Annotated in this window: 15 protein-coding genes and 1 pseudogene; 12 read left to right on the forward strand and 4 right to left on the reverse strand. The window is 62.5% G+C overall.

The window, feature by feature from the left end; genetic code table 11:
• The first annotated feature begins 28 nt into the window (after positions 1–28).
• From hemC to rsd, 6 genes are all read left to right on the forward strand, one after another.
• Positions 29–970: a hydroxymethylbilane synthase gene (gene hemC / locus ABTV29_RS00840; RefSeq protein ID WP_433768378.1), complete on the forward strand. Its 942-nt coding sequence runs from the start codon at positions 29–31 to the stop codon at positions 968–970.
• Entirely contained in the window at positions 967–1,734 is a 768-nt protein-coding gene (locus tag ABTV29_RS00845) for a uroporphyrinogen-III synthase (protein ID WP_433768379.1), read from the forward strand. Before hemC ends, ABTV29_RS00845 begins: the two co-directional genes overlap by 4 nt.
• 16 nt (positions 1,735–1,750) lie before the next feature.
• Positions 1,751–2,893 (forward strand): uroporphyrinogen-III C-methyltransferase, encoded by a 1,143-nt coding sequence (locus tag ABTV29_RS00850; protein ID WP_433768380.1) that lies wholly within the window; start codon positions 1,751–1,753, stop codon positions 2,891–2,893.
• A complete protein-coding gene (locus tag ABTV29_RS00855) occupies positions 2,890–4,128 on the forward strand; it encodes a heme biosynthesis protein HemY (protein WP_433768381.1) in 1,239 nt (412 codons plus the stop codon). The genes ABTV29_RS00850 and ABTV29_RS00855 overlap by 4 nt, the downstream gene beginning before the upstream one ends.
• Positions 4,129–4,379: 251 nt before the next feature.
• Complete coding sequence (locus ABTV29_RS00860) at positions 4,380–4,886, forward strand: disulfide bond formation protein B (RefSeq protein ID WP_433768382.1); 507 nt, start codon at positions 4,380–4,382, stop codon at positions 4,884–4,886.
• Positions 4,887–5,103: 217 nt separating this feature from the next.
• Positions 5,104–5,562: a sigma D regulator gene (gene rsd, locus ABTV29_RS00865; RefSeq protein ID WP_433768383.1), complete on the forward strand. Its 459-nt coding sequence runs from the start codon at positions 5,104–5,106 to the stop codon at positions 5,560–5,562.
• 60 nt (positions 5,563–5,622) lie between these two features.
• On the opposite strand, the gene ABTV29_RS00870 is transcribed toward rsd, so the two are convergent.
• Positions 5,623–6,288 (reverse strand): FKBP-type peptidyl-prolyl cis-trans isomerase, encoded by a 666-nt coding sequence (locus tag ABTV29_RS00870; RefSeq protein WP_433768384.1) that lies wholly within the window; start codon positions 6,286–6,288, stop codon positions 5,623–5,625.
• 192 nt (positions 6,289–6,480) lie between these two features.
• Between ABTV29_RS00870 and ABTV29_RS00875 the strand changes: the two genes are divergently transcribed.
• The gene (locus ABTV29_RS00875; protein ID WP_433768385.1) at positions 6,481–7,734 is read left to right on the forward strand and encodes an AlgP family protein; all 1,254 of its coding nucleotides are present in this window, start codon (positions 6,481–6,483) and stop codon (positions 7,732–7,734) included.
• Here the strand turns inward: ABTV29_RS00875 and ABTV29_RS00880 are convergent.
• Positions 7,731–8,195: a TIGR02444 family protein gene (locus tag ABTV29_RS00880; protein WP_433768386.1), complete on the reverse strand. Its 465-nt coding sequence runs from the start codon at positions 8,193–8,195 to the stop codon at positions 7,731–7,733. The genes ABTV29_RS00875 and ABTV29_RS00880 overlap by 4 nt on opposite strands.
• A gap of 50 nt (positions 8,196–8,245) precedes the next feature.
• Here ABTV29_RS00880 and ABTV29_RS00885 point away from each other — a divergent pair, with 50 nt between their 5' ends.
• From ABTV29_RS00885 to ABTV29_RS00895, 3 genes are all read left to right on the forward strand, one after another.
• On the forward strand, positions 8,246–10,156 hold the full coding sequence (locus ABTV29_RS00885) for an ATP-binding cassette domain-containing protein (protein WP_433768387.1): 1,911 nt from the start codon (positions 8,246–8,248) through the stop codon (positions 10,154–10,156).
• Positions 10,156–10,737, forward strand: coding sequence for a mechanosensitive ion channel domain-containing protein (locus ABTV29_RS00890; RefSeq protein ID WP_433768388.1), 582 nt, complete (start codon positions 10,156–10,158; stop codon positions 10,735–10,737). The genes ABTV29_RS00885 and ABTV29_RS00890 overlap by 1 nt, the downstream gene beginning before the upstream one ends.
• A gap of 219 nt (positions 10,738–10,956) precedes the next feature.
• Positions 10,957–11,589: a LysE family transporter gene (locus ABTV29_RS00895; protein ID WP_433768389.1), complete on the forward strand. Its 633-nt coding sequence runs from the start codon at positions 10,957–10,959 to the stop codon at positions 11,587–11,589.
• Between the two features lie 48 nt (positions 11,590–11,637).
• On the opposite strand, the pseudogene ABTV29_RS00900 reads toward ABTV29_RS00895, so the two are convergent.
• Positions 11,638–11,805 (reverse strand): annotated as a pseudogene (locus ABTV29_RS00900) (penicillin-binding protein activator LpoB); the annotation flags it as partial.
• A gap of 99 nt (positions 11,806–11,904) precedes the next feature.
• Here ABTV29_RS00900 and ABTV29_RS00905 point away from each other — a divergent pair.
• Positions 11,905–13,803, forward strand: coding sequence for an FTR1 family protein (locus ABTV29_RS00905; RefSeq protein WP_433768390.1), 1,899 nt, complete (start codon positions 11,905–11,907; stop codon positions 13,801–13,803).
• A 109-nt stretch (positions 13,804–13,912) separates the two neighbouring features.
• A complete protein-coding gene (locus ABTV29_RS00910; protein ID WP_433768391.1) occupies positions 13,913–14,368 on the forward strand; it encodes a YaiI/YqxD family protein in 456 nt (151 codons plus the stop codon).
• A gap of 116 nt (positions 14,369–14,484) precedes the next feature.
• Here the strand turns inward: ABTV29_RS00910 and elbB are convergent, their stop codons facing one another.
• Positions 14,485–15,153, reverse strand: a complete 669-nt coding sequence (elbB, locus tag ABTV29_RS00915; protein ID WP_433768392.1) for an isoprenoid biosynthesis glyoxalase ElbB — start codon at positions 15,151–15,153, stop codon at positions 14,485–14,487.
• Positions 15,154–15,174: the final 21 nt, after the last annotated feature.

Consider the following 15,174-nt stretch of genomic DNA (forward strand, 5'->3'; position numbering starts at 1 on the left):
GCCGTATCTATTCAGTACGGATTGATCCATGTCCACTCGCCAAATCCGCATCGCCACCCGTAAAAGCGCTCTTGCCCTGTGGCAGGCCGAATACGTCAAAGCCCGTCTGGAAGAGGCCCATCCGGGCCTGCTCGTGACCCTGGTTCCGATGGTCAGTCGCGGCGACAAGCTGCTCGACTCGCCGTTGTCGAAAATCGGCGGCAAGGGCCTGTTCGTCAAGGAACTGGAAACCGCGCTGCTGGAAAACGAAGCCGACATCGCCGTGCACTCCATGAAGGACGTGCCGATGGATTTCCCCCAGGGCCTGGGCCTGTTCTGCATCTGCGAGCGCGAAGACCCGCGTGACGCCTTTGTCTCCAATACCTTTTCCAGCCTCGATGCGTTGCCTCCAGGCAGCATCGTCGGCACCTCGAGCCTGCGTCGCCAGGCGCAATTGCTGACCCGTCGCCCGGACCTGGAAATCCGCTTCCTGCGTGGCAACGTCAACACACGCCTGGCCAAGCTGGATGCGGGCGAGTACGACGCGATCATCCTGGCGTCCGCCGGTTTGATCCGCCTGGGTTTCGAAGATCGCATCACCTCGGCCATCAGCGTCGACGACAGCCTGCCGGCCGGTGGCCAGGGCGCGGTAGGTATCGAGTGCCGCAGCGCCGACAGCGAAATCCACGCCCTGCTTGCACCGCTGCATCACCAGGACACCGCCACCCGCGTGACTGCCGAGCGCGCCCTCAACAAACACCTCAATGGCGGCTGCCAGGTGCCGATCGCCTGCTACGCCGTGCTGGAGGGCGAGCAGGTCTGGTTGCGCGGACTGGTGGGCGATCCGAATGGCGGCCTGCTGCTCAGTGCCCAGGCGCGTGCGCCCCGTGGCGATGCTGAGGCCCTGGGCGTGCAAGTGGCCGAAGACCTGTTGAATCAGGGCGCCGCCGACATTCTCAAGGCGGTATATGGCGAGGCAGGTCACGAGTGACGGGCTGGCGCCTGCTGCTGACGCGTCCGGCGGATGAGTCGGCGGCGCTGAGCACTGTTCTGGCGGAGCAGGGGATTTTCAGCAGTAGCTTGCCGCTTTTGGACATCGTGCCAATCCCTGCCTCTGACAAAATGCGCGAAGTGGTCCAGGGACTGGATCGCTACTGTGCGGTGATCGTGGTCAGCAAGTCTGCTGCGCGGATCGGCGTCGAACTGCTCAATCGGTTTTACCCGCAGACGCCACCCGTGAAGTGGTTCAGCGTTGGCGCGGCGACGGCGCAGATTCTTGAGGATCGCGGCCTGGATGTGAGCTTTCCCAAGGATGCCGATGACAGCGAAGCCTTGCTTGAGCTGGCGAACCTGCGCAGTGCCATCGCCCGGCCTGATCCTCGAGTGCTGATCATGCGTGGGGAGGGCGGTCGCGAACTGCTGGCTGAGCGCTTGCGCGAGCAAGGTGCTAGTGTCGATTATCTGGAGCTGTACCGCCGCGAGCTGCCGCAATACCCGGCGGCGGCACTGCCGGAACGGATCCGCGCGGAACGCCTGAATGCACTGGTGGTCAGCAGTGGACAGGGTTTTGAGCACCTGCATCAATTGGCTGGCGATGCCTGGCCGCAATTGGCGCGGTTGCCGTTGTTTGTACCGAGTCCCAGGGTTGCCGAGCTGGCACGTGCCGCCGGTGCCCTGACAGTTGTGGATTGTCGTGGCGCCAGTGCCGCGGCTTTGCTGACGGCGTTACGGGAGCATCCCGTACCCGTTTCCTAATGCAAAGGATGGATACGTGAGCGAAACAGCCTTGCCTAAAGAAGACGTCCGGCCAGTGCTTGATGCGCCGATTGAAACTCCACCACCTGCCGTAGAGCCGCGCCGAGGCAATGGGCTGGCCGTCGTCGCCCTGTTGCTGGGTGCTGCCGGTGTTGCGGTGGGCGGTTGGGGAGTCTGGCAGGTGCGCCACTTGCAGGCGACCAATCAGCAGCAGTTGAGTCAGGTGCAGGCTTTGAGCGATGAGGCGCAAAGCCTGAAACTCAATGATCAGCGCCTGAGCGCGCGTCTTGAGCAACTGCCCGCTGCCGATGTGCTGGAAGAGCGCAGCCGCCTGGTCGTCCAGTTGCAGGGCGATCAGCAACGACTCAATCAACGCCTGGAAACCGTCCTTGGCGCCAGCCGCAAGGACTGGCGCTTGGCCGAGGCCGAGCACTTGCTGCGCCTGGCCAGCCTGCGCCTGTCTGCGTTGCAGGACATCAGCAGCGCCCAGGCCCTGGTGCAGGGGGCTGACGATATTCTTCGCGAGCAAAACGACCCGGGCTCCTTCGCCGCGCGCGAACAGGTGGCCAAAACCCTGGTGGCGTTGCGCAGCACCGATCAGCCGGACCGCACCGGGTTGTTCCTGCGCCTGGGCGCGCTGCGCGAGCAGGTGGTTGGCCTTACCGAGCTGGCTCCCGAATACAAGGACCGGGGTGAATCCCTGCTGGGCCTGACCGCCGACGGTGACGGCGCCAGTCGCTGGGCGCAATGGTGGGATCAGATCTCGCGCTACATCCGCATCGATTTCAACGCCGATAAAAACGTCCGACCGTTGCTCGCCGGGCAGAGTTTGAGCCAGGTACGCCTGGCCTTGAGCCTGGCGCTGGAACAGGCGCAATGGGCCGCGCTCAACGGCCAGGCCGCGGTTTACAGCCAGGCCCTGGACGAGGCGCGTGACGTGCTCGCGAACAACTTCAATCCGGACAACCAACAGAGCAAAGTGATGCTTGAACAGGTGGCAGAACTGAGCAAGCAACCCGTCACCGTGGTCACCCCTGACATGACCGGCACCCTGAGCGCGGTGCAGGGCTACCTGGAGCGTCGCAACGTCAACGCCGAGGACTCGGTCAAACCGCTGGCCAAGCCTGCCACGAGCACCGTGCAGGAGGCCACGCCATGAAGCGCCTGTATGTGATCCTGTTTCTGGTCATCGCCGCCGCCGCGGCGCTGGGGTTGGCGATTGCCGAGCATTCCGGTTACGTGCTGATCGCCTATAAAAGCTTCCGTTACGAGTCGAGTCTGTGGGCGACATTGGCCCTGGTGGCGGTGCTGTGGCTGGTGTTCTGGGGCATCAAGACGTTGATCGAGCTGGTGCTGACTTCCGGCGGTGTGGTCAATCCCTGGTCGCGGCGCAACCGCAGTCGCCGGGTGCAGGTGGCGATCGAACACGGCCAACTGGACCTGGCGGAAGGTCGCTGGGCCAGTGCGCAACGTCACTTGCATCGGGCCGCAGAAGCCGAACGCCAGCCGCTGCTCTATTACCTCGGCGCTGCCCGCGCCGCGAACGAACAGGGACACTACGAAGAGAGCGACAACCTGCTGGAGCGTGCGCTGGAGCGCCAGCCGCAGGCCGAGCTGGCGATTGCCTTGAACCATGCGCAATTGCAGACCGATCGTGGCGATACCGACGGGGCGCTGACGACACTGCAAGCCATGCGTGAGCGTCACCCGCATAACGCGCAGGTGTTGCGCCAGCTGCAGCGTTTGCATCAGCAGCGCGGCGAATGGTCGGCGGTAATTCGCCTGTTGCCGGAATTGCGCAAGGACAAGGTCCTGCCCGCGGCTGAATTGGCGGAGCTTGAGCGCCGTGCCTGGGGCAAGAATCTGTCCCTGGCGGCGCAGCGGGAAGAGGACGGGACCGTCGGCCTGCAATCGCTCAAGGATGCCTGGCAGCAACTGACGTCTGCTCAACGCCAGGAACCGCAGCTGGTGCTCGCCTACGCCGAGCAACTGCGACAACTGGGGGCACAGGTCGAGGCTGAAGAGGTCTTGCGCACAGCCCTCAAGCGCCACTATGACAGTCATCTGGCGCGCCTCTACGGGTTGGTTCGCGGCAGCGACCCGGCGCGTCAGTTGCACCTTGCCGAGGGCTGGCTCAAGGAGCATCCCGCCGATTCCGGCCTGCTGCTGACCCTGGGTCGTCTGTGCCTGCAAAGCAGCCTGTGGGGCAAGGCCCGTGACTATCTCGAAAGCAGCCTGCGCATGGAACGCAACCCGGAGGCCTGCGCCGAGCTGGCGCGGCTGTTGGCGCAAATGGGTGATACCGAGCGCAGCAACCAACTGTTCCAGGAAGGTCTGGGCTTGCTGGATGAGCGCTTGCTCGCGGCGCCGTTGCCGGTACCCGTACGCGCGTGATTGTTGGTCCTTGTAGTCGCGGGTTACGCCAGCGGCTACAAGGAAATGTGTGGTTTTGAGTGGTGAAATTCGCTCTGTTTTTACCTTCCTACAGCGTCTTCAGCAGAGTCCTACAAAGGGCTGCACCAAATCCTTCAGCGTGCGTTGGGAATTCCCTACATCTCTGCTGAAGTGTCCCAGGCAGGCCGCCTTGAAACGCCAGATCGCTTTCCTCTACCGTAGCCGTCGGTCTTAATTGTTACGGAAAAGCCATGTCTTTGGCCTGCACACGCTCCTTGTTTTTCACGGTCTTCGTTGCGGGCGCCCTGGTCCTGGGCGTGTCCTACTATCTGGAATATTCCGTCGGCCTCAACCCCTGTGGCTTGTGTCTGTTGCAACGGGTTTGCCTGGCGCTGTTGACTGGCACCTGCCTGATGGCGGCGGTGCAGGGGCCCGGTCGACTCGGCTCTTCTCTCTATTGGTTGCTTGGTCTTCTCTGCAGTCTTGCGGGTACGGTCACCGCAGGGCGGCAGGTGTTGTTGCAAGGCAATCCGGCGCATCAGTTGGCAGCCTGTGCTTCAGATCTCTCGGACCTGTTCGCCGGCAAGTCATGGTTCTGCGTTGTGCAGCAGATGTTCAAAGGCTCTTTCGACTGCACCCAGCGCTCCTGGACTCTGCTGGATCTGAGCATCCCCGAATGGAGTTTGCTGTTCTTCGTCGCGATGTCGATTCTTGGTGTTTATCAGCTATTGCGCCTTGTCTGGATCGCCATGCGGTGACCGCTCAGCGGCGAGTCGTCGCACCCGGCCCTGTTGAATGATTAAACACTTGTATGAACATTATCTCCTGCGTACCTTGAAGCCTCAGTCGTGCGGGCATAATCTGGCCCGCACGTGTCATTGGAAATATGTCGCTCGATGACGCTCTGCCCCGAACGCCCATGACAAGAGGCAAACGGGCATAGAGCAGCTGACCCACAAGGGAAGAGAGATCACCATGCTCGAAAGTTGTCAGAATGCACAGGAACGCTGGGGTGGAGTGCACCTGCTGATCGATCGCTGGTTGCAGGAGCGTCGAGAACTGATCGGGGCCTATGATGCGCTTGGCGCAGAGCCTGCGGCTCTGAGTGAAAGCCGCAAACCCCTGCAGGAGTTCTGCGGCGTGCTGGTCGATTACGTATCGGCCGGTCACTTCGAAATCTACGAACAGCTGACGGGAGAGGCCAAGGCCTTCAACGACAAGCGCGGCCTGGAGCTCGCCGAGACGATCTATCCGCGCATCGATGTCATCACCGAGAAGCTCCTGGCGTTCAATGACCTGTGTGATGAAGGCAAGTGCGTCGCGGAGAAATTCAAGGAGCTCGGCGGCCTGTTGCACGAACGCTTCGAACTGGAAGACTGCCTGATCGAAGTGCTGCACACCGCCCACAAGGAAGCAGACTCGGTTCAGGTCTGAAGCACTTCCCGCAAGACACGAAAACGGTGCGCCATGGCGCACCGTTTTTCATTTGTGCGATCAGCCGGTCGCGCCGCGCAATTCGACTTCAAATACCAGGGGCGTGAACGGTGCGATCAGGTCCCCTGCACCGTCGGCGCCATAGGCCTGCGCCGATGGAATCACCAGGCGCCATTTCGCGCCGACCGGCATTTGCTGCAGCGCACTGCGCCAGCCACTGATGACGCTGTCGAGACTGAACCACTGCGGCTGATTGTTCTGATCGAACACGGTGCCGTCAGGCAGGCGTCCGATGTACAGCACCTGCACCTTTCCGTTCGGTCCGGCCTTGGCACCATTACCCGGTGCCAATTCCGTCAGCAGTATTCCATCTGCCAGTTCACGAACGCCGGGCTTGGCTTTTTCCTCGGCCAGAAAACGTTTTTCGTTTTCCACCGCCAGTTCGTTTTCCGGTGCCGGTGCCTGCATTGCAACCCGGGCTTCGTGCTCGGACAGAATCTGTTCGATCTGCTCGTCTTTCAATGCCAGTGGCTTGCCTTGATAGGCCTGCTGCAACCCTTCGACCAGAGCCTTGAGTTGCAGATCCGGAACCTCCTGGCGCAAGCGTTCGCCGAGGCTTGCACCGAGACTGTAAGCGAGATCGTGAGCGTCATTTTCCTGGGTTTTTTCGGCGGCCTGGGCCGCGGAAAAAATCACGCACAGCGATAAAAAAAGATAGCGCGACATGGGCACTCTCCGACCTGAAGTGCGGGCGATTATGCCAGTGTGAATGTGCTTAACGGTGAACTGCTTTTGCGCAAGCGCAGAAGTTTTTCACTCCTTTGCAACAGGACGCTTTCGATAGTGTCAACATGCCCTAGCGGCGGTTGCAGCAGAGGTCTAGTATGAGCCGCACTCACTTCAGCCAGGAGGTAAACCATGTCGGCCACCAAGAAGCCAGTAAACACTCCGTTGCATCTTCTCCAACAACTGTCAGGCAGCTTGCTCGAGCACCTCGAAACTGCCTGTTCCGAAGCCTTGGCTGATGCTGAAAAACTGCTCGCCAAGCTGGAAAAACAACGCGGCAAAGCACAGGAAAAATTGCACAAATCCCGCACCAAATTGCAGGACGCGGCAGCGGCCGGCAAGGCCAAGGCGCAAGCCAAGGCCAAGGATGCAGTGAAGCAACTCGAAGACCTGCTTGATGCTCTGAAAGAACGTCAGTCGGACACTCGCGGCTACATCCTGCAACTCAAGCGTGACGCTCAGGAAAGCCTGAAACTGGCCCAGGGCGTTGGTCGTGTTCAAGAGGCTGTCGGCAAGGCACTGTCCCTGCGTGCGGCCAAGTCTGCTGCGGCTCCTGCGAAGAAAGCCGCTGCCAAACCGGCTGCTGCAAAAGCACCGGCCAAGCCTGCCGCCAAACCGGTTGCCAAAGCACCGGTGAAAGCCGCAGCGAAACCTGCTGCCAAACCAGCGGCGAAAAAACCGGTTGCTGCCAGCGCTGCCAAACCAGCTGCTACTGCAGCGGCCAAGCCGGCTGCCAGGCCAGCCGCAGCTAGAACTGCTACCGCCAAGCCTGCTGCAAGAACCGCTGCCGCGAAACCCGCCGTGGCAAAAACTGCAGCGGCCAAACCAGCTGCAAAACCAGCCGCCAAACCAGCTGCAAAACCAGCTGCAAAACCTGCAGCTAAAACAGCTGCTGCGAAGCCGGCTGCCAAGCCTGCCGCGGCTAAAACCGCCGCCAAGCCAGCTGCAAAACCGGCCGCTAAACCGGCAGCGAAAACAGCTGCGGCCAAACCAGCAGCCAAGCCAGCCACTGCGGCAAAACCTGCTGCGGCCAAACCAGCAGCCAAGCCAGCCACTGCGGCAAAACCTGCTGCGGCAAAACCAGCAGCCAAGCCAGCCGCTGCCGCAAAACCAGCCGCTGCCAAACCGGCTGCCAAGCCAGTTGCAGCGAAGCCTGCAGCCAAGCCAGCTGCGAAACCTGCCGCCGCAAAACCTGCAGTGAAAAAACCGGTCGCTGCCGCCAAGCCGGCCCCGGCCCCGACAGCTGCTGCCAAGCCAGCAACGCCTGCGACGCCAGCACCTGCTGCTCCGGCCGCAGCTGCGCCAGCCGTCACCACCTCGACAGCCACCACTGCTCCAACGCCAGTGGCACCGTCGAGCGCCACCACCCCAACCAGCGCTTCCTAAGTGCCGGTTACCGCGACGCGCAGCTGATGCAGCGCGTCGCGGTGCAGGTGTGCGGCGTCTGTCGCCACACCTTCAAGCCAAGGCGATAAATCGCTCGCTTCATCCTGCTGCCAGCCCCGCGTCGACTGCTCCAGTCGCACGATCAAATGCCGTTCGGCTTCCAGTTCCAGTGCCTTCACTTTTTCGCGCAGTGCATGAAGATCGCCATCGCCCGTGGCGGCGGATTTCCATTGCATGCGCAATTCCCGCAACGGCTGCACCACAGTGGCGTCCCAGGGCTCCGTCACGCTGCGCAGTTGCTGCAAGCGTTGCGCATTGCAGGCAACGCCTCGCCGGCCCAGCCACGCCGCACACAGCAGCAGGCACACATTGACCCCCGCCGATTGCAATTGCAGGCAGGCCTGTTCAACGCCCGGGCGGGCGTAGACGGAAAGGGAAAAGCTCCACAGGTCAGAGGACATAGTGCTACTCGCGCCAGTTGCGAGCGAAGCTGGTAGACTCCGCCGCCATTATGATTCGACTTCAGAACCTGACTTTACAGCGTGGTCCGCAACGTCTGCTAGAAGACGCCGAGCTGACCCTGCACGCCGGCCAGAAAGCCGGCCTCATCGGTGCCAACGGCGCCGGCAAATCGAGCCTGTTCGCCTTGCTTCGCGGTGAACTGCATCCGGACTCGGGTGATTGCTTCCTGCCGGCCGACTGGCGTATCGCCCACATGCGCCAGGAGGTCGATACCCTCGAACGCCTGGCGGTCGACTACGTGCTCGATGGCGACCTGCGCCTTCGCCAGGTGCAACGCGACCTGGCGGCCGCCGAAGCGGCCCATGACGGTGCCGCACAGGCCCGCCTGCACTCGGAACTCGACAGCGCCGACGGTTATACCGCCGATGCCCGGGCACGCAAGCTGCTGGCCGGCCTTGGGTTCACCAACGAGCAGATGGATCGCCAGGTCGGCGATTTCTCCGGTGGCTGGCGGATGCGCCTGAACCTGGCGCAGGCCCTGATGTGCCCTTCGGACCTGCTGCTGCTCGATGAGCCGACCAACCACCTGGACCTCGACGCCATCATCTGGCTCGAAGAGTGGCTCAAAACCTATCCCGGCACCTTGATGCTGATCTCCCACGACCGGGATTTCCTCGATGCCGTGGTCGATCACGTGGCCCACGTCGATCAGCGCAAGATCACCCTGTACCGCGGTGGCTACAGCGCTTTCGAGCGTGCCCGTGCCGAGCGTCTGGCCCAGCAACAGCAGGCCTACGAGAAGCAGCAGGCGCAGCGCGCGCACATGGAAAGCTACATCGCCCGCTTCAAGGCCCAGGCCACCAAGGCCCGCCAGGCCCAGAGCCGGATCAAGGCGCTGGAGCGGATGGAAGAGCTGACTGCCGCCCATGTCGATTCGCCGTTCGACTTCGTCTTCCGCGAATCGCAGAAAATCTCCAGCCCGCTGATCGATCTGTCCGATGCCCGCCTGGGCTACGGCGAGAAGACCGTGCTGGAAAAGGTCAAATTGCAACTCACCCCCGGCGCGCGGATCGGTTTGCTCGGTCCGAACGGCGCGGGTAAGTCGACCCTGATCAAGAACCTGGCGGGCGAACTGTCGCCGCTGGCCGGCCGGCTGAGCCGTGGCGAAAACACCGTCGTCGGTTACTTCGCCCAGCATCAGCTCGATTCCCTCGATTCCAAGGCCAGCCCGTTGCTGCACTTGCAGCGCCTGGCGCCGACCGAACGTGAACAGACCCTGCGCGATTTCCTCGGCGGGTTCGACTTCCGTGGCGCGCGCATCGACGAGCCGGTACTGAATTTCTCCGGTGGCGAGAAAGCGCGCCTGGCCCTGGCGTTGATCGCCTGGGACCGACCGAACCTGTTGCTGCTCGACGAACCGACCAACCACCTGGACCTGGAAATGCGCCTGGCGCTGACCATGGCGCTGCAGGAATTCAGCGGTGCGGTACTGGTGGTCTCCCACGACCGTCATCTGCTCAAGAGCACCACCGATAATTTCTTCCTGGTGGCCGACGGCAAGGTCGAAGAGTTCGATGGTGACCTGGAGGATTACACCCGTTGGCTGGTGGATTACCGTCAGCGCAACGCGCCGGTCAGCAACACGCCGGTCAACCCGGACAAGACCGACAAGAAGGCCCAGCGTCAGGCCGCGGCCGCCTTGCGTCAGCAGTTGGCACCGCACAAGCGTGAGGCCGACAAGCTCGAAGCCGAGCTGGGCAAGCTTCACGAGAAGCTGGCGAAAATCGATGCCAGCCTCGGCGACAGCGATATCTACGAGCCGCTGCGCAAGAACGAGTTGCGTGACCTGCTGGCAGAACAGGCCAAGCTGAAGGTGCGCGAAGCGGAGCTGGAAGAAGCCTGGATGGAAGCCCTGGAACTGCTGGAAAGCATGCAGGCGGAGCTGGAGTCGCTGTCCTGATGGACGCGTTCAGGCTGCCGTTGCCGGCGGTGTGGGTCGAGCCGATCTGGCTCGGCGTGCAAATCCTGCTGATTCTGCTGGCCGGCTACCTGACCCAGCGTTTCGTGGCCCGGGTCCTGACTCGCCTGGGCGAGCGCTACCCGTTCCCGCCGCAATTGCTCATGCCCCTGCGTGGCGGCCTGCGCTGGCTGATCATGGGCAGTGCGCTGATCTTCGTGCTCGAACGCCTCGGGGTTTCAGCCACGGTGCTGTGGACGGCGCTTTCTGGTTTTGTCGCGGTCGCTGCAGTGGCTTTTTTCGCCATGTGGAGCGTGCTCTCGAACCTGCTGTGCTCGGTCCTGATCTTCACCGTTGGCCCGTTCCGCCTCGGCGATGTGGTCGAACTGGTGGACACCACCGACAAGCCTGGCGTGAAGGGGCGGGTGGTGGCGATCAATCTGCTGTACACCACGCTGATCGAGGCTGAAGAGCTTGGTACCGGCAGTGCCATGGTGCAGGTGCCCAATAGCCTGTTCTTCCAGCGCTCGGTGCGGCGCTGGCGTGGGACCGATGTATTTCCTTCCAGCGGGTTTGAGAAATAAGCCTTCTGTTTTCTGATCGATCGCCATCGCGAGCAGGCTCGCTCCCACAAGGTTTCTGCATTCACTGAAGATCTACTGTGGGAGCGAGCCTGCTCGCGATGGGGCCCGGAAGCTGCAAACGCTGGTCGGCAACCGCAACATCCTGCAAAAAATCGGTAGTCATCCGCCCAAAGCCGCATTAGCTTAGGTGTTTGTCACGAGTCTGAGTCGAGGTGTGCAATGGAGCTTCAAACATGGCTGGCGTTTTTTGCCGCCTGCTGGGTGATCAGTCTTTCTCCCGGTGCCGGCGCCATTGCGTCGATGTCCAGCGGTCTGCAATACGGTTTCTGGCGTGGCTACTGGAACGCCCTGGGCCTGCAATTGGGCCTGGCGCTGCAAATCGCCATTGTCGGCGCCGGTGTGGGCGCGATTCTTACCGCGTCGGCCACCGCCTTCTATGCGATCAAATGGTTCGGTGTGGCGTACCTGGTTTACCTCGCCATCAAGCAATGGCGCGCACTGCCCAGCGACATGAGCGATGAGGCGGCCATCCGCCCGATCGGCAAGCCGCTGGTGCTGGTGTTCCGTGGTTTTCTGGTGAACATCAGCAACCCGAAAGCCCTGGTGTTCATGCTCGCGGTATTGCCTCAGTTCATCGACCCGCACGCGCCACTGCTGATCCAGTACCTGATCATCGGCGCGACCATGATTTGCGTCGACCTGATCGTCATGGCCGGCTACACCGGGCTGGCGTCCAAGGTGTTGCGCCTGCTGCGCACGCCCAAGCAGCAAAAGCGCATGAACCGTACCTTCGCCGGGCTGTTCATTGGCGCGGCAGCGTTCATGGCGACACTGCGCAAAGCAGCGGTCTGAATCGTCAGGCACAAAAAAGGCGACCCTTCGAGGTCGCCTTTTTTTTGCTCACCGCAGGATGACCGGTGCCTCGTCCGCCGGCAGGTTGTCGCGCAATGGCGCCTGCGCAGGCTGTTCGTTACCACTGCCGAGCTGCTGGCTCAACTGCGCCGCCACGTCTTCGCCCAGTGCCTTGTAGACCTTGCGAACCACGTGTGGACGGCTCAGCGATACCTGATGTCCCGGCGCTGACGAGCGCGGGTGTAGACAAAGCTTGAGTGAAAATCATTGAGAGGGAACAATATGTTACTTCGTGTTTCCAAATGAGATTCATTCATGATTGCCCGCTCCCGTTTCCTGGCCTGGCTGGTCGCGCCGGTGTTCGCCCTATGCAGTCTCAACCTGCTGGCCGACACCGTGGAAGGCGCACCGCAAGCCCTGCATTTACTCGACTACATCGGTGCGGACTACCCGCAAGCGGTGCAGGCAGGCAAGGTCGTCAACGAGTCCGAATACCGCGAGCAACTGGAGTTCGTCCAGGCGGTGCAAGGCCTGGTGGGCGCCATGCCGGCCAAGCCGGAAAAAGCCGGGCTGGAGCAGGGCATCGACACACTGCGCGGTGCGATCACTGACCGCCAGGGCGGCGCGGATGTCGCCCGCCAGGCACGGCAGCTGGGGGCGAAACTGGCCGTGGCCTATGAAGTGAGCCAGGCGCCGATCATCACCCCGGACCCGACCCGTGGCGCGCCGCTTTACGCGCAGAACTGTTCGGTGTGCCACGGCGATACCGGCGCGGGTGACGGCCCGGCGGGCGTGGGCATGACGCCGCCACCGGCCAATCTGCGCGACAACGCGCGGCTGGATCACCTGAGCCTGTACGCGATCTACAGCACCCTGGGGCTGGGTGTTGAAGGCACTGACATGCCGGCCTTCGCCGATCAGCTGGACGATCGTCAGCGTTGGGACCTGGCCACTTACATCGCCAGCTTCAGCGCCGGTCCGGCGCCTGCCGGCAGTGACAAGGTCTACAACATTGCCGATCTGGCCCGCCAGACCCCGGCCGAGGTGCAGGCTGTCGACGGCCCGCAAGCCGCCGCGATCTTCCGCGCACAGCGGGCGCAACCGCCGCAGGTCAAACGTGGCCCGGCGCAGTTGCTCGACTACACCGCAGCGACCCTGGACAAGAGCATCGCCGCCTACCGTGCCGGTGACCACGATCAGGCCTACGACCTGTCGGTGGCGGCGTACCTCGAAGGGTTCGAACTGGTCGAGAGTTCCCTCGATAACGTCGACACCAACGTGCGCAAGGACACTGAGAAATCACTGATGGCCTACCGGCAGTCGTTGCAGGACGGCCTGCCGATGGAACAGGTCGAACAGCGCCTGGACGCGGCCAAGGCCAAGCTGAAGACCTCTGCCGGTTTGCTCGGCAGCGATGGCTTGAGCTGGTCTCTGAGCTACATTTCCGGCTTGTTGATTCTGCTGCGCGAAGGCCTGGAAGCGATTCTGGTGCTGGCGGCGATCCTCGCCTTCCTGCGTAACACCGGCCAGCAATCGGCGGTGCGCAGCGTCAACGCCGGCTGGGGCCTGGCGCTGTTGGCGGGCCTGGGCACCTGGGCGTTGGCGGCGTATGTGATCGATGTCAGCGGTTCGCAGCGTGAACTGCTTGAAGGCGCGACGGCGTTGTTCGCCAGCGTCATGGTGCTGTGGCTGGGCGTGTGGATGCACGACCGTCGTCATGCCGCAGCCTGGCAGGACTACATCAAGAGCAGCCTGGTGGGCGGCGGCGGGCGTTTCGGCTTTGCGATCCTGGCGTTCTTCTCGGTGTATCGCGAACTGTTCGAAGTGATCCTGTTCTACGAAACCCTGTGGCTGCAGGCAGGCCCTGCTGGCCACGACGCGGTACTGGCCGGCGGTGCGACGGCGCTGGTGCTGCTGGTCGGCCTGGCCTGGGTGATCCTGCGCGGCTCGGCGAAACTGCCGTTGGCGCTGTTCTTCAGCATCAACGCCGGCTTGCTCTGCGCCTTGTCGGTGGTGTTCGCCGGGCATGGCGTGAAGGCGTTGCAGGAAGCGGGGATCTTCGGCACGCGGCCGGTGCCGTTCTTTGAGTTCGATTGGCTGGGGATTCATGCCGATGCCTATTCGCTGAGTGCGCAGGCGGTGGCGATCATTGCGATTGTGGTGCTGTATGGCCGCAGTCGGGTGGCTGAGAAGCGGCGGGTGCAGGTTTCTTAAGAGCATTCGCTTCGCTCATATTCGCGGGCAAGCCACGCTCCCACAGGTTTAGCGTTAACCTTGTGGGAGCGAGGCTTGCCCGCGATGCTTTTTAGAAGAGGAAAACCTGATGCGCGTATGGATCGATGCCGACGCCTGCCCCCGGGCGGCCAGGGATCTGGTGGTGAAGTTCGCCCTCAAGCGCCAGTTCGAAGTGGTGATGGTGGCCGGTCAACCGCAGAACAAACCGGGCCTGGCCCTGGTGAAACTGATCGTGGTGCCGAGCGGTCCGGATGCGGCCGACGACTACCTGGTGGAGCACGCGGTGCCGGGCGAACTGGTGATCTGCAGCGATGTGCCGCTGGCTGATCGCCTGGTGAAAAAGGGCGTTGCTGCGCTGGACCCACGGGGCAAGGAGTTCGATGCGCAGAACATGGGTGACCGGCTGGCGGTGCGTAACCTGTTTACCGACTTGCGCGAGCAGGGGCAGATGAGCGGCGGACCGGCGCCGTTCGGGGAGCGTGAGAAGCAGGCGTTTGCCAATGCGCTGGATCGGATTCTTACCAGGCTGACCCGCAAAGCCTGAACCTTGCAACGAATCCTGTGGGAGCGAGCCTGCTCGCGATGGGGTCGGCACATCCAACATCAGCGTTGACTGTCAGGCCGCCGTCGCGAGCAGGCTCGCTCCCACAGGGAGGGGTGTCAGGCGTCGTTTTCGTGGGTCAGTTCGAGTACGCGGTCGACCAGTTTGTTGATGCCTGACGCGGCTTCGCTGATCGATTGGGCCAGCATGTAGGCCGGGGTGCTTACCAGTTTGCGCGCCTTGTCTTCGACGATGTCGCTCACGGCACAGTCCTTGTGGGTAGCCCCCATCTTGTTCAGGGCGGCGGCGGTGTCGGCGTCGTTGCCGATGGTGCAGGTCACGCCCGGGCCGTAGATCTTCGCCGCCAGGGCTGGCGAAATGCAGATCAGGCCGACGGGCTTGCCGGCTTCGGCGAAGGCTTCGGTCAAGGCCAGCACGTCCGGTTGTACGGTGCAGCCGGTGCCTTCGACGGCGAAGTTGGAAAGGTTCTTGGCTGATCCGAAACCGCCGGGAATGATCAGCGCATCGAACTCTTCGACATCTGCCTCACGGATATCCATGACCTGGCCCCGGGCAATGCGCGCCGATTCCACCAGTACATTGCGCGACTCGGGCATTTCTTCGCCGGTCAGGTGATTGATGACATGCAGCTGCGCGATGTTCGGTGCGAAACACTGCACCTGGGCACCACGCTGGTCCAGGCGCAGCAGCGTTATCACGCTCTCGTAGATCTCGGCGCCGTCGTACACGCCACAACCGGAAAGGATCACTGCAACTTTTTTGCTCATGGGCTTTTCTCCAGATTCATG

The sequence above is a fragment of the Pseudomonas putida genome (assembly GCF_050989985.1).
Lineage (GTDB): Bacteria > Pseudomonadota > Gammaproteobacteria > Pseudomonadales > Pseudomonadaceae > Aquipseudomonas > Aquipseudomonas putida_AI.